Here is a 21,155-nt window from a genome sequence, read left to right on the forward strand (position 1 = left end):
AGGGGAAATTATATGAAAAGGTTCTTGTTTATTGTTATTCTTTTCTTTATGGGAATTGTAGCTGCCCAGCCCGGGCTGCCAAATGCTTTTGCAGGAAACTTATCTAAGGAATTTGCGGAAGAAACTGGTACTCTTCGAAATAAGGACCACGGCATACTGACAGTCCTTTCCTACCATGTAGTAAACGAAGTAACAGGAAAGCCTTTTCTCATGCCGAGTTCCGTCGTGGAAAGCGGTAATCAAGAAATCGCCAAGCTGGCTGAATTCTTAACAAAAGGAAAAGAAACAGAATATGAAAAATCGAAGGCTATTTATATATGGGTCACCGAGAATCTAGAATATGATGCTGATACATATTTTGACGCTATTCGAGGGGTTCCTTTTGATGTTAAATCTGCCATGGAAACATTCTATACGAGAAAAGCAATGTGTATGGGTTTTTCTCATTTGAATGCGGCATTGCACAGAGCAGCCGGAATAGAGGCGAAAGTCGTCTATGGAAATAACCATGCATGGAATGAAATTAAAGTGGATGGCCGCTGGACTCCTCAGGATACTACTAAAGGGGCAGGCTATATAGATGGCCGGAGCAGGCAGTTTGTCCATAAGCCAACTATGGATTACCTTACCTATTCCGACATGGTAAAAGAAGGAGAATATCTTTGGTAATCAAAGCTAGTTTTCTCTAAAGCCTTTCAGTCACTTCCTGATTAGTCAGGAAGTGTTTTTTTTATAATTCTATGAATGATGTTTTCCGTTTAAGGAGTTTGTCCATAATGGTAATCAAGATCCAGATACTAATTTTACTCATCTATTTTGCCTGGTTCACCTGATTATTTTGAAATAACTCCTCTTGCCTTTAAGGAGGCCCTTATGCCAAGCCGTTTATATATTCACTTTTTGCGTCTGCCTGTCCTGATCCGGATTTTGTTTCTCACCCTGCTTTTCTTTCTCGCATTCGGAATTATCATTCGTTTACTGGAGCCCAAAACCTTCTTAACAATTTATGATGGGATTTGGTGGGCAATCATTACCGCAACAACTGTCGGGTACGGTGATTATGTCCCGCAGTCGCTGGCGGGAAGGGCGGCCGCGGTTCTGCTTATTTTGTTCGGCGCAGGACTCGTTTCGTTTTATCTTGTCTCAGTGGCTACGGCTGCGGTCACAAAACAAAATGCCTTTTCGGAAGGAAAACTTGCCTATAAAGGCATGAAGCATATTGTCATTGTCGGCTGGAATGAGCGTTCAAGGGAGATTATTAACAAGCTGAACGTATCTGGAATGCCATCCGATATTGTCCTCATTGATGAAACACTCGAAGAAAATCCGGTTGACTCAAAATATATTCACTTTATTAAAGGAAAGCCGCATATTGACGGGACCATTTTGAAAGGGAATGTCTCGAAAGCAGAATTAGTCCTGATTACAGCAGACCATGGCCACGAGGAGATACAGGCGGATATGAATTCCATCCTGACATTACTCACCATAAAAGGCCTCTGCCCTGATGTGAAATGCATAGTCGAAATTCTGACTCCGGAACAAGCCGTAAACGCAAAAAGGGCTGGCGCAGACGAGGTACTCCAATCAAACAGGCTGACTAGTATTTTTATGTTAAGCAGCCTGCATTCCAGGGGAGCCGGTCTGCTAATGGAGATCATTGGGGAACTTCAGGAGAACAGACTTGCAATGGAGGAAGCCAGCGAACAGTTTGCAGGTAAAAGTTTTGCGGAAATGAAACAACTTTGGCCAGGAAAGGAGAGCCTCCTGGTTGGCATTAAAAGAGGCGAGGAGCTGCTACTCAATCCTCCCCTCACCTTTACAGTCCAAAGCGGGGATCAGCTAATTTTGCTCAAATAAAAAACCGGAAGCTGATTGCTGCTTCCGGTTTTCAAGAAAACTATCATAGGAGGGCTGCTTCTAGCTTCCTGACCAGATCATCGGCGATGTTCAAATACTCCGTATCAATGGGCGCATCCTTATCCTCCGGTGCCTGGAACTGGTTAACCGAAGCTGAGACGTTCCCGATATTTCCTTCTTCATCCAGATCATCTTCGTATTGGTGGGCAAGCAGGAATGGTGTCCCTATCCTCACTCTTGGATTCCCCCCATCCAATTGGCCTTCAACAGCCTGAAAGGGAATTCTGAAAAAGTGGTACGTACCGTCATCATTAATCTTATAATCAAAAAAGCCTTTGTCATAATCCCAGTTGCCACCGACACTGTAGCCAAGCGGCTTTAAAGAATCCTCCAGAGCCTTGAAGGAGAAATCCTTCCCTTCAACATTAGTTTTTATCGGAATCATAGCAGCTCCTCTTTTCCTCATAATTTTTGCAAAAGAGTCACCGGCAGCCGATAGGCTATTTCAGGCGTTTTTCAAGCTCGGCCTTTTTCTCTTCATAGCCCGGCTTGCCGAGAAGCGCGAACATATTTACTTTGTAAGCCTCCACGCCCGGCTGGTCAAACGGATTGACACCAAGCAGATAGCCGCTCATCGCGCATGCTTTTTCAAAGAAATAAACAAGATAACCGAAAGTGTATTCATCCATGGCCGGAATGGAAACGATCAGATTGGGGACACCGCCGTCCGTATGGGCAAGCATTGTACCTTCAAATGCTTTATTATTAACGAAATCAACCGTCTCTCCCGCCAAATAATTCAATCCGTCAAGATCATTGGCCTCTTTTTCAATGGTGAGCTCATACCGTGGTTTTTCCACTTTAATGATCGTTTCAAACATGTCGCGGCGGCCTTCCTGAACATATTGCCCCAATGAATGCAGGTCTGTCGAAAAATTGGCCGAAGCTGGGAAAATCCCTTTCTGGTCCTTTCCTTCACTCTCCCCGAACAACTGCTTCCACCATTCACTGAAATATTGAAGCCCCGGCTCATAGTTGACGAGCATTTCAATCGTTTTGCCTTTATTGTACAAGGCATTCCTTACTGCGGCGTATTGGTAGGCTTCGTTATCCTCGAGCTCGGAACCGCTGTAATCATTCATCGCCTGGGCGGCACCCTTCATCATGGCTTCAATGTCCGCCCCGCTTACTGCGATTGGCAGCAGTCCGACTGCAGTCAAGACAGAGTAGCGTCCGCCAACATCATCCGGAATGACAAATGTTTCATAGCCCTCTTCATCGGAAAGAGTCTTCAGTGCGCCGCGCGCTTTGTCTGTTGTCGCGTATACACGTTTCCGGGCTTCCTCTTCTCCGTATTTTTCAATGAGAAGCTTCCTGAACAGCCTGAACGCCAAAGCCGGCTCAGTAGTTGTTCCTGATTTTGAAATGACATTGATGGAGAAGTCTTTGCCTTCAATCAGGCTGATGACATCCTGCATGTATGTCGATGAGATATTGTTGCCCGCAAAAATGATTTGTGGCGTGCCGCGTTTCTCCGCCGCCATGGCATTGTAGAATGTGTTGCCGAGCATTTCAAGCGCTGCACGCGCGCCAAGATACGAACCGCCAATGCCAATGACGATCAGAACATCGGAGTCGGATTTGATTTTTTCAGCAGCTTTTTGGATACGGGAAAATTCCTCTTTGTCATAATTCTCGGGGAGATCGATCCAGCCGAGATAATCGCTTCCCGCTCCTGTTTTTTCGTGCAGGGAATGGTGGGCGACTTTAACAGCGTCGCGCAGGTAGGTCAGTTCGTGCTCGCCAAAGAAACCGAGCGCTTTCGAATAGTCAAAACGGATATGTGTCATCTTGGAACCTCCGTGTTTTATTGTTATCATACCCACTTTACCCAAAGGAAATCGTATAAGCAAGGAACTTCCTTCCATGAAAGCGCGCCCATTTTCGATAATTTCATGGCTGGGCTCCTTTCATGGTATTTCGGAAATTTAGGCGCCTATATATTCTGTTTTTTAAGCTCTGTTATCCTTGATTGTTAATTTCCACTCCGGGGACATGCTTTCCGCGGGGCGAAGCATCTACTTGAACTAACATCATGAGAAACATCCATGAATTTGCTTCGTGCAGCTTTGCGACGAGTTGAAGGTTCGCTTCCCGAATAGTCTGTGGCGCAGGAGCATTCTTTATGGAGCCTCCTCGGCGTCATAGACGCCTGTTTGTCCAGCTGCACAGGGAAGGCTTCGGCAGCATAGACCCACGCACGAAGAAAAAGCGATAGCACAAGGAAAGCTTCCATGAGAAACATCGCACGAGATTATGCGTTAGCATAATGGAGGATTTTCGAGGAGCGCCTAGCCCCTCGAGGTCGCTTCGCAAAACCAAGTCTTCCTATATCGGGGCTGCCCACAAAGGAAAGCTTCTGCGAATAGTCATCGCAGGGACACAAAGGAAAGCTTCCATGAAAGATCATCGCAGAGACAGGCGAACTTGCCTGGCGCGAGGCGGTTTTTGCCTGTCACGAAGGCGCTTTCGCTTTTCGAGGGGTCTCCACGTGCCGCTGCATCCCGCCGGAGTCAGTCCCCTCCGTTCCAATCAACTTCATTGAAAATCAACACTCACCTTTAACTGAGCCTTTTTTTTAAAAAGCTGCCGGCCTAAAAAGGCTGGCAGCTTTTGCTTATGGTACTATTCAAAAAGACTTACAAGGAAGCCCGTAAAATAGCTTCGACATCGTCACGGTCAAGAGTGGCAAAGCCGCCGAATTCCCCGTTTGCCATCGCTTTGTCCGCCATCAGGCCAATTTTGCTGTCATCGATATCATAATCGGCCAGCCTTGACGGCGCCCCGATACTGTTCCAGAATTCACGCAGTTTTTCGATTCCCTCGAGTCCTGCCTCCTCATCGGTTTTTCCTGAAGGATCTACTCCAAACACGCGGACTGCCATTTGCTTGAACCGTGCCGGATCTTCCTTCAGGTTATGTTTCATCCAATTCGGGAAGATGATGGCAAGGCCGCCGCCATGCGGGATATCATATACAGCAGAAACGGCATGTTCAATATTGTGTGTAGCCCAGTCACCGCGGAAGCCCATATTAATTATCCCGTTGAGAGCCATCGTTCCGCAATAAAGGAGCGTCTCTCGGTATTCATAATTTTCAAGCTCCCCGATTGCCTTCGGTGCGGTTTCCATTACCGTTTGAAGAAGCGCCTCACACATCCTGTCCTGATAAGGCGTATTGGTGGCTTTATGGAAGTAATGCTCAAATGTATGAGACATCATATCGACAATCCCATAAATTGTCTGGTCCTTTGGCACTGTGTAAGTATTGACCGGATCAAGGATGGAGAACTTAGGCATAGTAATCACCCCTGCGCCCCAGCCGTATTTTTCATTTGTCTCCCAATTGGTAATGACAGATCCGCCATTCATTTCCGAGCCTGTCGCCGCGAGGGTAAGCACAGTCCCGAATGGCAGGGCTTCTTTTGCTTCCGCTTTTTTAATGACAAGATCCCAAGGATCACCATTATATTTTGCTCCGGCTGCAATCAGTTTCGTGCAATCAATCACGCTTCCTCCGCCTACAGCAAGAAGCAGGTCAATTCCTTCCGTTTTGCAGATATCGACGCCTTTTCTGGCAGTGGAAACACGCGGGTTCGGCTCCACTCCGCCAAGTTCAAAAACTTGTGCGCCAATTTCATTCAACAGGGAGGTCACCTTATCGTAAAGCCCGTTTCGTTTAATGCTTCCTCCTCCATAAACGAGGAGCACCTTTTTCCCATATTTCGGGACTTCATTTTTCAGTTCTGTCAATTGGCCTTTGCCGAATAGTAAACGCACCGGATTATGAAAGATAAAATTATCCATTGTAACTCCTCCTTTTCACACACTATTATTTATTATCCCATCACGAATTGCAAAAACTACGAATGCCGAAAAATCATTTTTTGTCACAGAAGTTAAGCCATGTATAATTTTTCGGAAAGTGTCCACATTAATAACGATAAGAACTTAAAGGAGGATAACTATGAGTACCATTCAAAGAATTGCACTGATCCTTACAGTTATCGGCGCCATTAACTGGGGCCTGGTTGGTTTCTTTCAATTTGATTTAGTCGCAGCTATATTTGGCGGCCAGGACTCTGGAATTTCCCGGATTGTTTACGGCTTGGTTGGAATAGCCGGCTTAATCAACATCGGACTTCTTTTTGCCCCGAGCCATGAGAGGGAAGAAGCGCACCAAGCTAAACCACAAGGTAATCGCTAAACAACAGGCCCTGCCGGCTCAATCCGGCAGGGCCTGTTTTCTAATTCTCCTGAATTTCCTTGCGGTTCTTCCTGAAGAGCTTCGATAATACCTCATAGACAATTGGCACAATGATAAGCGTAAGCAAGGTTGAGCTTGTCAATCCGCCGATTACAGTAATGCCAAGTCCTTTAGAAATCAATCCCCCGCCGCCATTCCCCATGGCAAGCGGCACGAGGGCGCCAATGGTCGCGATAGCAGTCATCAGGATTGGCCGCAGTCGCGTCGCGCCAGCTTCCAGGATCGCTTCACGCATCGCCATTCCGCTCCGTTCCATCCGAATGATTCGATCCACGAGTACGATGGCATTTGTAACAACAATCCCAATCAACATTAACAAGCCCATCATGACAGGAACTGAAATGGTTTCCCCTGCGATGAACAGCCCCGCAAATGAACCAATGACTGTAAATGGAAGTGAGAACAGGATGGCAAATGGCGCCAGACCCTCGCCAAACGTTACAACAAGAATAAAGTAGACGATGGCGATTGCGGCAAGCATGGCAGCGCCAAGCTGGGTGAAGGTCTCGGTCATGTCCGCCTGAACTCCCGCTGTTTCAACCGTAACTCCCTTTGGTAAATCCAGTTTATCAATTCCTTTTTCTATATCAGCTGTTACCTTAGAAATATCATCACCTATTACTGTGCCGGAAACAGTTGCGTAGTAATCACCTTTGCTCCGGGCCAGCGTATTTAGGGTTGTTCCTTTTTCTACAGTAACAAGCTCCGAAAGCGGCATGGTTGTTCCAATCGCAGTAGGAACTGGTGTCGCCAAAATCTCATCGATTGATTTAGGCATAGTCGTTTCCTGTTTATGTTGGACGATGACATCCAGAGAGGCTCCATCTTTTTCAACCGTTGTGATGAAATCCTTTGAGTTGTCCGGATTTAGCATCATGATCAGCTGGCCTGTTGTCAGCCCGTATTTCATCAATTCATCTTGTTCCGTCCTGAAAGTATACTCAATATAAGGATCCTCGTTGCTGGATGTCACTTTTTCAAGTCCTTCATTTTTCTTAAGAACTTCTTCGGTCAGTTTGACAGACTGATTCAGTTTATCAAGATCCTCGCTGTAAAGTGCATAGCTGACCTCATTGGAATTCATGGCCATAGATGAAAAGTTCTGGCTTTTCCATGTGCCGGATTGTTTGATATCCGCGACATACTCCTCTATCTCTTTCCTCACTTCAGGGAAATTTTCCATTTCAGGATCGAAAATCAGATACATCAGTGCACCGTCCCCGGCTCCCCCCATCATCGCTGCCATTGGGTCGCCGCTTTCAGTTACCGAAATTTGAACAATATCGATATCTTCGCGTTTCAGCATTTTTTCTTCGACCGCTTGCACATTCTTTAAAGTTTCATCCTTCAGTTCGCCTGTTCCTGGCGTATAGGTTAAATACATGACCTTGTCTTCTTCGCTTCCAAGGAAACTGAAGCCGATGATCGGCATCAATGCCAGGCTGCCGGCCAATAAAACTAGGGCTAGCAAGGATGTGATGATTTTATGATTAAGTGTCTTTTCAAGTACTTTTTTATACCCTGCAGCCAGTTTTCCCGCTTCTTTATGGTTCTTTTCCGTTTTCTCCCCATAAATCTTTTTCTTGAATAAAGAGTGAGATAATGCGGGTACAACTGTTATGGCAATCAAAAGCGAAGCGCCCAAAGCGAAAGTCATCGTTAACGCGAACGGCGCGAATAGCTCGCCGACCATGCCGCCGACAAAAATGAGCGGCGCGAATACAGCCACCGTTACCAGAGTAGATGACAAAATCGGTTTGAACATCTCTATTGTCGACTCACGAATCAGTGCGCGGCCAGTAAGCGGTTCACCTTTAAGGTGAATGCGCCTGTAAATATTTTCAACAACGACAATCGAGTCATCGATGACCCGCCCAATCGCAACAGTAATAGCCCCGAGTGTCATGATATTCAAAGTGATACCGAGCCAATTTAGGAGCAGAAGCGCCATCAAGATGGAAACCGGGATGGAGATGATTGAAATAATGGTGGATTTTACATCCCTTAAGAATAAAAGAATGATCAACACAGCAATCAAGCCGCCGAATAGCGCTTTCTCGACCATCGTAAAAATGGAATCCTCAATCGGCTTTCCCTGGTCTAGCGATACATCGATAATCAACCCATCCGCCTTTTTCTTTTCTTCATTGATCAACTTTTTAACGCTATTGACAACATCGACCGTGTTCGCTTGCTGCTCTTTGACGATTTGGATGGCAATCGCGTCTTTTCCATTTGTCCTTGAGATTGACTTTACCTTGCCGACTGTCTTCACTTCTGCTATATCACCCAGTTTTACAAATGGGGCCGGATTGGAAGCCGAAGGTGTGACTGGAATGATCATGTTCCTTAACTCATCAACCGTCATGAATTTTCCGTCGATCGATACTGCCTGCTTGCCTTCTTCGAATTCGTAAAGCCCGAGTGAAACGGCGACATTGCTTGCCTGGATCATTTGCTTTACTTTATCCTCGGTTAAACCAAGCTCTTCCATCTTCTTTTCGTTATACGTCAGGTTTACTTCTTCAATATGCTGGCCGGTGATAGAGGCAGATCCCACACCGTCGATTTTTTCGATTTTCGGGACCAGGCTCTCTTCCACAGTAGAAGTCAGTTCAACAATATCTTCTTTTGTGCTGCTGACACTCAGTGCCATGACTGGCATCATATTCAAGCTGATAGCTGTAATGCTCGGCTTTTCAGCCCCGTCAGGAAGTTTCACTGTATCCAAAGCGGACTGCAGTTCCCGTTTTGCCTCATCCATATTAATTCCGTATTCATATTCAACCTGCAGATTTGACATATTTGAATACGAATTCGAGTACACAGCTTTTACGTTCTCTAAACCTTCTACCGCTTTCTCGATTGGCATGGAAACGCCTTCCATAACCTTTTCCGGCGTCGCACCCGGATATACATCCATGACCATCAAGTATGGAATCGAAATGTCCGGAATTGTTTCCATATTCATCCGCGTACCGGAATATATGCCCGATGCTGTAATGATGATTGTCAGCAGCCAGACTGCAAGCTTATTTTTTATAACAAAATTGACTAAACCTTTCACTATTACACCCGCCCTAAATTGACTTAACAGACTCTTTTACCTATACTAATGACTAGCCGGTCAATTGTCAACGGATGTTAAATAGGAGTGTTGAAAAAATGATGAAAAAACAACTAATCATGGAGAAAGCAGTTGAACTTTTTGCTGAAAAAGGGTTCGAATCGACTTCAATCCAACAAATAACCGAACATTGCGGCATCTCGAAAGGTGCCTTTTATTTATCATTCAAATCAAAGGATGAATTGATTGTCGCCTTAATCGACCACTTTATGATGGAGATGACCTCAAACATTGACCACATAGTCAGAAATACAAGAAACGACCGGGTTTTATACGAATTCTACTATGCGATTTATCTTTCCTTCCAAAAGCATTCCGCTTTCGCGAAAGTACTCATAAAAGAACAGGCACACACCTTTAACGAAGGTTTCATGGAAAAAATGAGTTTTTATGACAAGTTGATCGACAACTTAATTCTCACTATGATAGAAAGGCTCTATGGCCAAGAGGCAGAACGGATAAAATACGACTTGATTTTTTGTATAAAAGGATTTATGAATACCTATTCTCATCTGTTTTTATTCTACAACATTCCCATTGATCTCGATTTGCTTGCCCAATCACTTGTGGAGAAGACAAACATACTGGCCAGCCATGCTGCCATTCCATATGTTTCCGGGGACCTTGCTTTCATCCTTAAGCAGACGAAAAATGAAGAGATTCCTTGTGAAGCAATCGCTCAATTAATCGACCAAAAAATTGAGGAAATGGAAGAGTCAATCGAAAAAGAATCATTGGTTTTGTTAAGGCAGGAATTCTCAAGCCCTTCATTAAGCCGGGCAATCGTGAAAGGCTTAATTGAGAATCTGCAAAGTCACCCCCATTGTAAATGGGTTTCTTATTTGCTTCGCAGACATTTCCAATTTTAAAAGGCAGCCGGGGGAAACGAATCCCGGCTGCCTTTTTGCTCATATTAGAATGTCAAACCCAGCCTCTGTACTTGGATGCTTCGGCCATTCGCCGTACACCTTCCATGTAAGCGGCGAGTCTCATATCAATCCTTCTCATTTTGGCTGATTCGTAAATAGTATGAAATGCCTTCACCATTTTATCGCGCAGCTTCCCATCGACTTCGTGAAGAGGCCAGTACATCCCCTGCCTGTTCTGGACCCACTCAAAGTACGATGCAATGATTCCTCCAGCGCCAGCAAGCACATCTGGCACGAGCAGGATATCACGGTCAGTGAGGAGCTTCGTTGCTTCAGAAGTGGTTGGCCCTCCCGCCGCCTCGACGATAATCCGGGCTTTAATATTATCAGCATTATGCTTAGTAATTTGCTTCGATACCGCGGCTGGGACAAGGATATCGCATTCTTGTTCCAATAGTTCACCATTTGTGATTGTCCCTTCAAAAAGGGAGGTGACCGTACCAAAGCTGTCTCTTCTCTTCAGCATATACTCAATAGGCAGGCCGTCGGGATCATAAAGTGCACCGTACGCATCCGCAATCCCAGCGATGACCGCGCCCTCATCATGCAAGTATTTTGCCAGATAGCTTCCCGCGTTCCCAAATCCCTGAATGATAACTCTTGAGCCTTTAATCTTGGTCCCTTTCAACCTTGCCGCTTCCTCGACACATATGGCGATTCCGTAGGCGCTCGCTGTTTCACGCCCTTCGGAACCGCCCAGTACGAGTGGTTTTCCAGAAATGAAACCGGGCGAATCAAATCTATGCAGCTTGCTATACTCATCCATCATCCAAGCCATGACCTGGGAATTCGTAAAGACATCGGGCCCGGGAATATCCTTGGAGGGCCCTGAAATTTGTGATATCGCGCGGACATAGCCTCTGCTTATCCTTTCAAGCTCGCCAAGGCTCAATCTTCGCGGGTCACAGGCAACGCCGCCTTTCCCGCCGCCAAAAGGGAGATCCGCAACACCGCATTTAAGGCCGGCCCAAATAGAAAGCTCTTTTATACTTTCCGCATTCAGCTCAGGATGGAACCGTACGCCCCCTTTGAATGGACCCGCGGCATGATTATGCTGGGCGCGGTAACCAGTGAATACTTTAAAGGAACCATCATCCATCCGGACAGGAATCCTGGCCTCCAGCAAAACAGATGGCTCCTTTAACAGCTCGAACATTTCATCGTCGAAGCCCAGTCTTTCAAGTGCTTCTTTAATGACTGCCTGTGTTGGCTCAAGCATGAGTGGACTCCCCCTGCCTCTACCGCGAAAGCGGGTCCGGCTTCAGACTCTGCAATCTATCCGGTTTATTGATTAATTCCCTGTTATTGCAAGACCTTTTTAATCCGCTCAATCGCCCAATCCAATTCTTCTTTTGAAATGACGAGCGGAGGCGCAAAACGGATGACTGTCTCGTGGGTCTCTTTACAAAGCAATCCTTCCTCTTTAAGCTGCTCGCAATATTTACGGGCAGGTTCAGTCAGTTCAACGCCAATGAACAAACCTTTTCCTCGGATTTCTTTAATCATTGGATTAGAGATTTCTTTTAGTTTTGCCATGAAATATTCGCCTAGCTCGAGGGAACGCTCCGCGAGCTTTTCATCAACGAGTACGTCAAGGGCCGCGATGGAAACCGCACAGGCCATTGGGTTGCCGCCAAATGTCGAGCCATGGGATCCCGGGTTGAAAACGCCAAGTATGTCCTTGTTCGCCACAACGCAGGAAATTGGGAATACCCCGCCGCCAAGCGCTTTACCAAGGATATACATATCCGGTTCGAATTCATCCCAATCACATGCGAACATTCTGCCGGAACGGGCCAGGCCAGCCTGAATTTCATCCGCAATGAATAATACATTATTTTCACGGCATAAATCAGCTGCCTTTTTCAGGAATCCTGCCGGTGGAATGAGGATGCCCGCCTCCCCCTGGATTGGTTCAATTAGAAAAGCGGCTGTGTTTGGCGTGATGGCGGCCTTAAGCGCCTCAAGATCTCCATAAGGAATGAGCTTAATTCCTGGTAGCATAGGGCCGAAGCCTTTCTTATATTCCGCTTCAGAGGATAAGGAAACCGCCGTCATTGTCCTGCCATGGAAGTTGCCGATACAGGCAATGACTTCAGCTTTGTCTTCTTCGACGCCTTTCACAAAATAAGCCCAGCGCCTTGCAGCCTTGATGGCAGTCTCAACCGCTTCCGCCCCTGTATTCATCGGCAGAGCCATTTCTTTGTTTGCAAGCTTGCAGATTCTTTCATACCAAGGGCCCAGCTGGTCATTATGGAATGCCCTTGAAGTTAGTGTGACACGGTCCGCCTGGTCCTTCAGCGCCTGGATGATTTTCGGGTGGCGATGCCCCTGATTCACAGCTGAGTAGGCGCTTAACATATCCATGTATTTGTTGCCTTCCGGATCTTCAACCCAGACACCTTCCGCTTTGGAAATGACAATTGGCAGCGGATGATAGTTTTGCGCTCCGTATTTTTCTGTTTGTTCAATGACATCTTGTGTTTTGGCTGTATGTACCAAAGTAGTTCCCTCCAATTCCCGGTGAAGAATCTTTCCCTCTCGCTCCGGTCAAAATAAACTGAAAATTTCAGTTAACTCTATTGTACATAACAAGGGAATATTTTAAAAATAATAATTCGAGTAACTCTGGCAAAATGTGAATATTCCTGGACTAAAATCTTTTTTCCGAAGTAAATAAAAAGGCCCTCTTTTTTTCAAAGAGGGCCCTATCGGCGATTTTACTTATTAATTTCTTCCTGCTGGGACTGGTCGATCCATTCTTGAAGTTTTTCCTTCAAAGTATTGAATCCTTCCTTCTGCTCAGCTTCAGGCATGATTGCGGCTGTCTGGCGCCTTTGGCGCGGCTTCCTGGCTTTTGGCTGTTGCTGGGCAGGAACCTCTTCCGTCGCCCGGATAGACAGGCTCACTTTTCCGGCTTCTTCATCGACAGAAAGAACCTTGACCTTAACTTCGTCACCAACTTTTAAAAATTCATTAACATCTTTTACGTAGCCGTGTGTGATTTCAGAAATATGGACAAGCCCCTGTGTATTCCCGTCAAGCGCAACAAATGCACCATATGGTTGGATGCCTGTTACCTTTCCGGCCAGAACGCTGCCTGGTTCAATTTTTTCCTGCATATGAACAACTCCTAAGTTTTGTAAATTTTATCCCTTTTATACGCAATATAAAATTATATCACAATTTACAACTCAGTTCAAAACTATTTTTTTGCAGTTGTACCCATTATTCGTATTCCACGCATGCGAGCAGGGTAAACACCAACCAAAATGGGAACTGAATATTTGGTAACACAATGTTCGGAATTCCTCGTAATTCCCAAACTGTCAGGTGGTAAAATTAAATTGGTATACCTTACAAACAGGAGGTGATATCAATGAGTATAATAGGAAAAAATATTCGCGCTGGCAGGGAGATGCGGACTATGTCTGTTGAAGAGCTTGCCAAGAAAGCCCGTATTGGAGTCCATACAATCGAACAATACGAGAGGGGGGAGAAAACCCCTGTCATCCAGACGATTCTAAAAATCAGCACTGTTTTGGACATCCCTGCTTCCGAACTGCTTGAAAACGCCTACCAGCCAAACTCCGCGGGAATTGACGAGGAGCTTGAACAGCTGATTCAGGAAATCGGCACAAAAAGGGCCAAAATGATTTTGAGAAAAGCCAAGGATCACCCGGAAGAGGACTTTCTGAAAGCTATGGACATGCTCCACTAAAACCACTTAAAACACGGCAAGCCCACCCCGGCTTGCTTTTTTTGTTGGGCCAATCAAAAAGCTCCTTTCACTCTGATTAGTGAGGAGGCGAAAAAGGTATATACTAGGGATAAAGTTTTTTTGGATGGAGGGTATTATGAGCGGAATGGCTGATGCGACGATTAAGAGGATCAATGGGATTGAGTTGTATTATGAGTGGTATCCATGCGGGGCGGAGGCTCGGACGGTTGTGCTGCTGCATGGTTTTTTGTCTTCAACTTTCAGTTTTCGGAAGCTTGTTCCGCTTTTAAACAGGCATTACAATGTACTAACGGTTGATTTGCCGCCGTTCGGGAAAAGCGGTAAATCAACTAGGTTCCTGTATACATATAAAAATATCGCGGCCACAGTGATTGCCCTTTTGGGGGAATTGAACATTGAAAAGCCGATTTTGGCCGGCCACTCGATGGGTGGGCAATATGTGCTTAATATGATTGCACTTAAGCATGATATCACCGAACATGCTGTACTTTTTTGCAGTTCGGGTTATTTAAAGCCACCCGGCCGCCTGCTATCTATTGGGAGCCGTCTTCCATTTTTCCATCTCGCAGTAAAGCGCTGGCTTGTTAGGTCAGGCGGGGTAAAAGAGAATTTGAAATTGGTTGTCCATGACCAATCAATGATCGATGAGGAGATGCTGCGTGGATATATGCAGCCGTTTTTGAGCAAGCAGATGTTCCATGGGATTGGCAGGCTCATTCATGATCGCGAAGGGGATCTGCCTCCTGAAGCACTGCGCAAAATTGAAACCCGCTGCCTTCTGATTTGGGGAGAATATGATCGCGTGGTCCCTGTCGCAGTTGGCGAACGACTGCAAAGCGATCTGCAAAATGCGGAATTGGTCATATTGGAAAATACCGGGCACCTCGTACCGGAGGAACGCCCGGAAGAATGTTATAAGCTAATGAAAAGGTTTATAGGTCTATAGCAGCGAACATGAGCTTTCATTTTTTATAGATAAAAGCTTTTTAGCAACAGCTAGGCACTCTTTGAAGGGAATCATCTGTTCGAAAGAGAATTCATATATGGATTGGAGCCTTTTCGCTAGTTGTTTGGGTTCCTTTAGTTCGTGGACAGCCTGGATGGTATCCGCTATTTCTGTATCATACGATCCTTCACCGATGCAAAAAGGATCCCACTCATTTAATTCATCGGCTAGAAGAAGATTCATAATTGAAGTTTCCATGTCCATCACCTGTCCATTTTTGAAGTCACCTTATCATAGCATGATTTTTGCATGAAAAAAATTCTGATTAATGGGGGTAAATATGGATTTCAATGAAAAAATAAACCGGATGAATACCGCTTCTGTTAAGTGGGAATTGACGGAGGAGATTTACGGGACCGATGATGTGCTGCCAATGTGGGTTGCTGATATGGATTTCCGGCCTCCCGAAGAGCTTCTGGACGCCATAAAATCAAGGGTGGAACATGGCATATTCGGCTATACCTTTGTTCCTCCATCTGTTCATGAAGCAATCAGCAGCTGGCTTCTCGGCCGGCATGGCTGGGAAATCCGCGATTCGTGGATTTTGTTTGCAAATGGCGTCGTCCCGTCAATCAGTATCGCCATCGCGGCATTCACCAATCCAGGGGACAGAATTCTCATCCAGCCGCCTGTCTATACTCCTTTTTTCGAGCTGGTTGAACTGAATGGCAGGATGGTGGAAAATTCGCCACTCACCCTCGCTGGAGGGCGTTACAAAATTGATTTTGCCAGCTTTGAAGAGTCGTTAAGGAAAGGCTGCAAGCTGTTTCTGCTCTGCAACCCCCATAATCCGGGAGGGATGGTTTGGACTGAAGAGGAGCTTGGGAGGATGGCGGAATTATGCATCAAGTATGATTGCCTTGTACTAGCGGATGAAATTCACTCAGACATTGTTTTAAATGGCCGCCGCCATATCCCAATCGCGAGTCTCGGCAAAGAAATCGCTGACCGCACCATTACATGCATCGCGCCAAGCAAAACCTTTAATCTCGGCGGAGTCCAGGCATCAGCGGCGATTATTTCCAATGCGGAGCTGCGCGAAAAATTCAGCGCCGTCCAAAAGAGGCATGGTTTTTTCGCACCTAATGTATTCGCCACTACCGCTACTGAAGCAGCCTACCGGCATGGGGGCATCTGGCTGGACTCCCTAATTGCCTATATTGAGGAAAATGTAAAAATTTCTAAAGAATTCATATCGGAAAACATTCCCTCTATAAAATTAATCGAGCCTGAAGGCACTTATCTTTTATGGCTTGACTGCCGTAGGCTTGGACTTTCCGATAAAGCAATTCAGCAACTTTTAATAGATAAAGGGAAGCTCGCCCTGGAACCTGGCGAAAAATATGGGCCAGGAGGCGAAGGATTTGTCCGTATGAACATCGCATGCCCTAAAGAAGTACTGCTTGATGGACTCTCTCGATTAAAAGAGGCGCTTGGCTAGTGCTGGTTGGCAAACCTCCCTTTCAAAATCATTTATAGACCGATTGGCATTAATTAGCTTTCATCTGGGAGTATGTGGTAAAATCAGTTAATGGAATTTAACTGAAAGGGTGATGGGGCAATCAGGAACACCTTGCACATCATTGGGATTCTTGCCATTGCGCTTACACTGGCCGGCTGTATTAGGGAACCAAAAGGCTTTCAGACGAAAAATTACGCAGGAAAAAGCAGCAGTTGGTCGGTCAGTCTTGACGTAGAGAATGAATCGACCAGGATTTATAAATTCCGCTATATTGGCGAAGGGGAAAAGCCGAATTTCTTCACTTACGAAATTAAGGATAATGCGGGGACAAAATCGAATTCGGGCGAAGGGGAATTGGATAACATGGAGGTTTTCCAGCTTACGATTTCATGCGGAAATCCTTGCGATCCCCTGCCGGATTCTATCCCTGTCACCATTCAGTGGCAGGAAAATAACGAGAAGCTTTCACTGAAACTTGCGGAAAAATAGATTCAACCAATAAGAAAGCCGGCCTTGCGGAAAAAAGGCCGGCTAATTTTTATTTGTTCCTTTTTACAAAAGTTTCAGTCAGTACAGGGACGATTTGCTTCTTCCTTGAAACAACGCCTTTTAAAACAGCGGTATTATCAACGAGCGCTACATTGTAAGCCTGTTCAATGGCTTCAATATCGCGGCCCACCGCCAAAGCGACAGAATCGCTAGTCAGGATGTCAGTAACAACAAACAGGAACAGGTCGAGCCCCTTTTCTTCAACAACTGCTGAAATCGCGGCCTGCAGTTCCGCTTTCCTGACCATCACATCATTAGTATCCACCGCGTTTACCTGGGCAATTTCAACCCTGCTTTCCCCCATCTGGAACTCCTTCGCATCAAGGGAAATCAACTGCTCAATCGTTTTATCGCTCAAGTCGGCTCCTGCCTTCAGCATGGCAAGTCCATAGGTTTCAGTGTTAACACCAGCTATTTCAGCCAGTTCTGCTGCCGCATCAATATCCTCCTGGGTGCAAGTAGGGGATTTGAACAACAGGGAGTCTGAAATAATGGCGGACAGCATCAGGCCGGCAGTCGCCTTATCGATTTCCACGCCTTTTTCCTTATAAATTTTGTTAAGGATGGTCGCTGTGCAGCCAACCGGTTCCGCCCTATAATAAAGCGGTCCGCTCGTTTCAAAGTTGGCAATCCTATGATGGTCGATTACTTCGAGTATATCAACACTGCTGATATCATCCGCGCTTTGCTGTCTTTCATTATGGTCGACGAGGATAACGCCAGCCGCTTCACCGGACACCTTGTCAACAAGGCGGGGCGCTTCCACTCCGAACCTTTTCAGGGCATGGGCCGTTTCTCCATTAATCTCTCCAAGGCGGACTGCTTCCGCATCCACTCCGAGCTTCCTTTTCAGTTCCGCATACGCAAGCGCTGAACAAATTGAATCCGTATCCGGATTTTTATGTCCAAAGACTAATACCTTATTCATCACAACTCTCTCCTTGCAAGTAAATGAAATTGTTTTTGCCTCAATCATTTTACCAGTTCTTTCTCTTTTTTTCTAATCCCCTTTTTAAATCATTTCTATTCCTGTTTTTTCCGGAAGGAATCAGAAGGCATTCTCAAGGACAAAGTAATAGTGGCGCGAAAAAAAACCTCAACGTGAGAAAGGAGCACTTCAAATGGTCTATAGAGGTTTATCACAATACCGTATGCCTAAAGGAAAGAAGGCAAAATATTCAGGCGTTGAAGCCTCATATGAATATACATCAGGCAACGAAATCGGCCTGGAGGAAAAATCCACATCGATGGAACAGAATACAAGCCACAGAGAAAAACAATAAAAAAGGAAACAGCGCTTCAGCTGTTTCCTTCAGGTCCATCTTTTTTTGTCAGCCTGTCTTCAAGTTCTTTTGCTTTCATGGCCTCTTTTTTTGATACACGCACAATCAGCCACATCGTAATGACTGCCCCGACCATGAAAATTGAAAATGAAATCGCGGCAGGAATATATTCTGATTTATCCTCCGGAAAATAGAGGAATAAAGCCATGATCAATGAATCCATTCCGGTTACTTCCTCTCAAGCATGTTCTCCCTTTAGTATATCACACAGGATACGGCCGGACGCTAATTATGAATTCCAGCTCGCTTACACCTATTTCAGAATTTTAATATCTTTTATGAAAACTTCCGCAACAGGCTTGTCCTCATTCGGCGCTTCCTTTTGTGTTTCAACAGCGGCTATTTTATCGACCACATCCATGCCTTCAATGACCTGCCCAAAAACAGTGTGTTTGAAATCAAGCCATGGCGTGCCGCCTTTTTCGTACCCGGCAACCGCTTCAGCGGGATAACCGGCTTGTTCAAGCTGGCCCTTCAATCTTGCATCGACAGTTTTATTCTGAACGATGAAAAATTGGCTGCCATTTGTATTTGGTCCTGAATTCGCCATCGACAAGGCCCCGCGGAAATTCAGGAGATGCTCCGAGAATTCATCCTCGAACGGCCCGCCAAACGCACTCTCACCGCCGCGCCCGGTTCCCTCCGGATCGCCACCCTGAATCATGAAATCGTTGATGACCCTGTGGAAAATGAGGCCATCATAATAATCCTGTTCACTTAACTTAATGAAGTTCTCAACTGTTTTAGGCGCGAGTTCCGGAAACAATTTAATTTTAATCGAACCCAATGAAGTCACCATTTCAACGAGCCGTTCATTTTCAGCCACTTCGGCTGAAAGCTGCGGAAATCCCTTTACCTCGGCTGCCTGCTTTTGTTCCTCTTTGACCGTTTCTTCCTGTGGTGTACCGCCAGAACCCGAATTATTTTTTTCCTCCGCCTTTTCCCCCGCAGTTCCACAAGCGGAAAGAATAAGCATCACGCCCGCCAAGCACGCAAATCGTTTCAGTTTCATCCATCATCCCTCCATTTTTCCCATTCAACCATTCCTGCAAGCTTTTGCACTTTGTTTTTCAATGATTTTCATTCATAATCATAAGCAACAAGGCAATTTTTTGCAAAAAGGAGTGATTGGTTTGCCGGAATTTCAACAAGGAGATATTGTGACCGCGATTTATAAAACAGGAAAATATATAGGGGAATTCGTCGAGGAGCGCCCAAATGGCACGCTTGTCCGGGTGCTGGCAGTGCTCAAGCATCCGATGCAGGGTGACCTCCACCACCCCAAGGAAGCAGAAGTTGGTTTTTTTCATGAACGCCGGGCGCTTTCCTATCGCGAGGGCGCGGTAATTCCGAAGCAGATGGTGAAAAAGTATGAGGGTGATGTTCCCGAATACAAAGATTCCTTAATGGAATCCCTTGGCAAAATGAAAAACGAGCTCAAAAGCGAGACGGGACCTTGGGCTGAAATGAGTCTCCGCAACATAGAAACACTTGAAAAGGAATATTTTTGATTGGCATCTCTCCGGCCAACGCTGTAGTAAAGCAGCAAAAAACACAAAGGCCAAATCACAATCGGTGACTTGGCCTTTTAAACGAATTCATTTAGAAGCTTGGAAAAATCAACCCTGTCACCAATCGTTGTCGGTTTTGGCTTTTCAAGGTACCGCTTGTCTTTCTCAACGAGTTTGAAAATGTTATACGTCGTTAACGCGTCGTCGAGAGCGCGGTGATGCCTTCCCGTCCCTTCCTTGCCATACTCCTGCACAGCCTTCCATAACCCCGTCTGGTTCTGGTCGCCAAAGAACCGCTTGTATTCCATCGACAAGTCGATTTCTTTTCCTTTAAACGGAAACGGAATACCCGAGGCTTCACAGTTTTGGCGAAGTACTTTCATATCCATGTTTCCCCATGTAACAATTACATTTTCCTGCCCCCGCGCCAATTCTTCCAGATACTTCACAAGCTCTGCAAACGGAATGCCCGTATCAATTTGCTGCTGGGTAATATGTAGGAATGATTTGCAACGTTCGGTCAGAATTGGAAACCGGGCTGGAACTACGTAAGTTGAATACTGTGTTCTTATTTTGTTGTCTATCACCGAAACGATACCGGCTTCAATAATTTCTGGAAAAAAATCTCTTGCCCTTATATTCCGCTCGGGCATTGTAAATTCGAAATCAATAAACAAATGCTGCTTCTTCGCTGTCAATCCATCCACCCCTTCCCCCTCGCGCTCGTACTATATTATATAAAGGAACCTGTACAAATAATTGTGCGCGTGCTCTATATTCAAATATTTCTTTATATTATAGCATGGAAACATTGAAGTATTTTAAATTTTTTCACAATAAATCAAATTAATAATTTGAAAAAAACAACAAAAAAAGACAGCTCCTGGCTGTCTCACTTTTTCAGTTTCAGGACGGCCATTGTGCATCTTGATACACAGATCAACTTTCCGTCTTCATCTGTTAATTTTATATCCCATACCTGGGTTGTCTTCCCTTGATGAAGGACAGTGGCAATGGCTGTGACAACGCCTTCCCTTTTGCCCCGGATATGATTTGCATTGATTTCAAGGCCGGCCACCGACTCAGTCTCCTTGTCGACAAGTTCATAGGCCCCGACACTGGCGACTGTTTCCGCGAGCGCTACTGAAGCGCCCCCGTGAAGGATTCCGAACGGCTGCCGTGTTCTCCCATCAACAGGCATGGTCGCCTCGACCCGGCCCTTTTCCAAAAGGGTTACTTCAATCCCCAAGTTTTCAATTAACGTATTTTTCAATTCCACCTTCATCCCTCTTCCTTGGAA

The 21,155-nt window shown here is 45.6% G+C and carries 23 protein-coding genes; 10 read left to right on the forward strand and 13 right to left on the reverse strand.

Features of this window, described 5'->3' with window-relative positions:
• The first annotated feature begins 12 nt into the window (after positions 1–12).
• Both BN1002_RS15745 and BN1002_RS15750 read left to right on the forward strand, forming a co-directional pair.
• Positions 13–669 (forward strand): transglutaminase domain-containing protein, encoded by a 657-nt coding sequence (locus BN1002_RS15745; RefSeq protein WP_048826342.1) that lies wholly within the window; start codon positions 13–15, stop codon positions 667–669.
• Between the two features lie 204 nt (positions 670–873).
• The gene (locus BN1002_RS15750) at positions 874–1,860 is read left to right on the forward strand and encodes a potassium channel family protein (protein WP_048826344.1); all 987 of its coding nucleotides are present in this window, start codon (positions 874–876) and stop codon (positions 1,858–1,860) included.
• A 43-nt stretch (positions 1,861–1,903) separates the two neighbouring features.
• Here the strand turns inward: BN1002_RS15750 and BN1002_RS15755 are convergent, their stop codons facing one another.
• The 3 genes from BN1002_RS15755 to BN1002_RS15765 all read right to left on the reverse strand — a co-directional run bounded on the left by BN1002_RS15755 (position 1,904) and on the right by BN1002_RS15765 (position 5,726).
• Entirely contained in the window at positions 1,904–2,305 is a 402-nt protein-coding gene (locus BN1002_RS15755; RefSeq protein WP_048826346.1) for a YugN-like family protein, read from the reverse strand.
• Between the two features lie 55 nt (positions 2,306–2,360).
• Positions 2,361–3,710 (reverse strand): glucose-6-phosphate isomerase, encoded by a 1,350-nt coding sequence (locus BN1002_RS15760; RefSeq protein ID WP_048826348.1) that lies wholly within the window; start codon positions 3,708–3,710, stop codon positions 2,361–2,363.
• An 849-nt stretch (positions 3,711–4,559) separates the two neighbouring features.
• Positions 4,560–5,726, reverse strand: coding sequence for an iron-containing alcohol dehydrogenase (locus BN1002_RS15765; protein WP_048826350.1), 1,167 nt, complete (start codon positions 5,724–5,726; stop codon positions 4,560–4,562).
• A 160-nt stretch (positions 5,727–5,886) separates the two neighbouring features.
• Between BN1002_RS15765 and BN1002_RS15770 the strand changes: the two genes are divergently transcribed.
• Complete coding sequence (locus BN1002_RS15770; protein WP_048826355.1) at positions 5,887–6,126, forward strand: DUF378 domain-containing protein; 240 nt, start codon at positions 5,887–5,889, stop codon at positions 6,124–6,126.
• 40 nt (positions 6,127–6,166) lie between these two features.
• On the opposite strand, the gene BN1002_RS15775 is transcribed toward BN1002_RS15770, so the two are convergent.
• Positions 6,167–9,253 (reverse strand): efflux RND transporter permease subunit, encoded by a 3,087-nt coding sequence (locus tag BN1002_RS15775; RefSeq protein ID WP_048826356.1) that lies wholly within the window; start codon positions 9,251–9,253, stop codon positions 6,167–6,169.
• Between the two features lie 98 nt (positions 9,254–9,351).
• Between BN1002_RS15775 and BN1002_RS15780 the strand changes: the two genes are divergently transcribed.
• Positions 9,352–10,182, forward strand: coding sequence for a TetR/AcrR family transcriptional regulator (locus BN1002_RS15780; protein WP_048826357.1), 831 nt, complete (start codon positions 9,352–9,354; stop codon positions 10,180–10,182).
• Positions 10,183–10,234: 52 nt separating this feature from the next.
• Here BN1002_RS15780 and BN1002_RS15785 read toward each other — a convergent pair whose 3' ends face one another.
• From BN1002_RS15785 to yugI, 3 genes are all read right to left on the reverse strand, one after another.
• A complete protein-coding gene (locus tag BN1002_RS15785; RefSeq protein WP_048826359.1) occupies positions 10,235–11,461 on the reverse strand; it encodes a Glu/Leu/Phe/Val family dehydrogenase in 1,227 nt (408 codons plus the stop codon).
• Positions 11,462–11,544: 83 nt separating this feature from the next.
• Complete coding sequence (locus tag BN1002_RS15790) at positions 11,545–12,744, reverse strand: ornithine--oxo-acid transaminase (protein WP_048826361.1); 1,200 nt, start codon at positions 12,742–12,744, stop codon at positions 11,545–11,547.
• Positions 12,745–12,962: 218 nt separating this feature from the next.
• Positions 12,963–13,364, reverse strand: a complete 402-nt coding sequence (yugI, locus tag BN1002_RS15795) for a S1 domain-containing post-transcriptional regulator GSP13 (protein WP_048826363.1) — start codon at positions 13,362–13,364, stop codon at positions 12,963–12,965.
• 257 nt (positions 13,365–13,621) lie between these two features.
• On the opposite strand from yugI, the gene BN1002_RS15800 reads away from it, so the two are divergent.
• Positions 13,622–13,963 carry a helix-turn-helix domain-containing protein gene (locus BN1002_RS15800; RefSeq protein ID WP_048826365.1) on the forward strand — a complete coding sequence of 114 codons (342 nt, stop codon included), beginning with the start codon at positions 13,622–13,624 and terminating at the stop codon, positions 13,961–13,963.
• 136 nt (positions 13,964–14,099) lie between these two features.
• Entirely contained in the window at positions 14,100–14,930 is an 831-nt protein-coding gene (locus BN1002_RS15805; RefSeq protein ID WP_148362799.1) for an alpha/beta fold hydrolase, read from the forward strand.
• Here the strand turns inward: BN1002_RS15805 and BN1002_RS15810 are convergent.
• Positions 14,925–15,188, reverse strand: coding sequence for a DUF1871 family protein (locus BN1002_RS15810; RefSeq protein WP_048826366.1), 264 nt, complete (start codon positions 15,186–15,188; stop codon positions 14,925–14,927). The genes BN1002_RS15805 and BN1002_RS15810 overlap by 6 nt on opposite strands.
• Before the next feature lie 82 nt (positions 15,189–15,270).
• On the opposite strand from BN1002_RS15810, the gene BN1002_RS15815 reads away from it, so the two are divergent.
• A complete protein-coding gene (locus BN1002_RS15815) occupies positions 15,271–16,431 on the forward strand; it encodes a MalY/PatB family protein (protein WP_156129724.1) in 1,161 nt (386 codons plus the stop codon).
• A gap of 132 nt (positions 16,432–16,563) precedes the next feature.
• Positions 16,564–16,941 carry a hypothetical protein gene (locus tag BN1002_RS15820; RefSeq protein WP_048826369.1) on the forward strand — a complete coding sequence of 126 codons (378 nt, stop codon included), beginning with the start codon at positions 16,564–16,566 and terminating at the stop codon, positions 16,939–16,941.
• A 49-nt stretch (positions 16,942–16,990) separates the two neighbouring features.
• On the opposite strand, the gene BN1002_RS15825 is transcribed toward BN1002_RS15820, so the two are convergent.
• Complete coding sequence (locus tag BN1002_RS15825; RefSeq protein WP_048826371.1) at positions 16,991–17,929, reverse strand: manganese-dependent inorganic pyrophosphatase; 939 nt, start codon at positions 17,927–17,929, stop codon at positions 16,991–16,993.
• A gap of 193 nt (positions 17,930–18,122) precedes the next feature.
• Here BN1002_RS15825 and BN1002_RS23825 point away from each other — a divergent pair, with 193 nt between their 5' ends.
• Positions 18,123–18,284 (forward strand): hypothetical protein, encoded by a 162-nt coding sequence (locus tag BN1002_RS23825; protein ID WP_156129725.1) that lies wholly within the window; start codon positions 18,123–18,125, stop codon positions 18,282–18,284.
• Between the two features lie 16 nt (positions 18,285–18,300).
• Here BN1002_RS23825 and BN1002_RS15830 read toward each other — a convergent pair whose 3' ends face one another.
• The gene (locus BN1002_RS15830; RefSeq protein WP_048826373.1) at positions 18,301–18,507 is read right to left on the reverse strand and encodes a hypothetical protein; all 207 of its coding nucleotides are present in this window, start codon (positions 18,505–18,507) and stop codon (positions 18,301–18,303) included.
• A gap of 90 nt (positions 18,508–18,597) precedes the next feature.
• A complete protein-coding gene (locus BN1002_RS15835) occupies positions 18,598–19,356 on the reverse strand; it encodes a peptidylprolyl isomerase (RefSeq protein ID WP_082036258.1) in 759 nt (252 codons plus the stop codon).
• A 121-nt stretch (positions 19,357–19,477) separates the two neighbouring features.
• Here BN1002_RS15835 and BN1002_RS15840 point away from each other — a divergent pair, with 121 nt between their 5' ends.
• Entirely contained in the window at positions 19,478–19,855 is a 378-nt protein-coding gene (locus BN1002_RS15840; protein WP_048826375.1) for a kinase-associated lipoprotein KapB, read from the forward strand.
• A 77-nt stretch (positions 19,856–19,932) separates the two neighbouring features.
• Here the strand turns inward: BN1002_RS15840 and kapD are convergent, their stop codons facing one another.
• Both kapD and BN1002_RS15850 read right to left on the reverse strand, forming a co-directional pair.
• Positions 19,933–20,553 carry a 3'-5' exonuclease KapD gene (gene kapD / locus BN1002_RS15845; protein WP_082036381.1) on the reverse strand — a complete coding sequence of 207 codons (621 nt, stop codon included), beginning with the start codon at positions 20,551–20,553 and terminating at the stop codon, positions 19,933–19,935.
• 194 nt (positions 20,554–20,747) lie between these two features.
• Positions 20,748–21,134, reverse strand: coding sequence for a hotdog fold thioesterase (locus BN1002_RS15850; RefSeq protein WP_048827994.1), 387 nt, complete (start codon positions 21,132–21,134; stop codon positions 20,748–20,750).
• Positions 21,135–21,155: the final 21 nt, after the last annotated feature.

This window comes from Bacillus sp. B-jedd, assembly GCF_000821085.1.
Lineage (GTDB): Bacteria > Bacillota > Bacilli > Bacillales > Cytobacillaceae > Bacillus_D.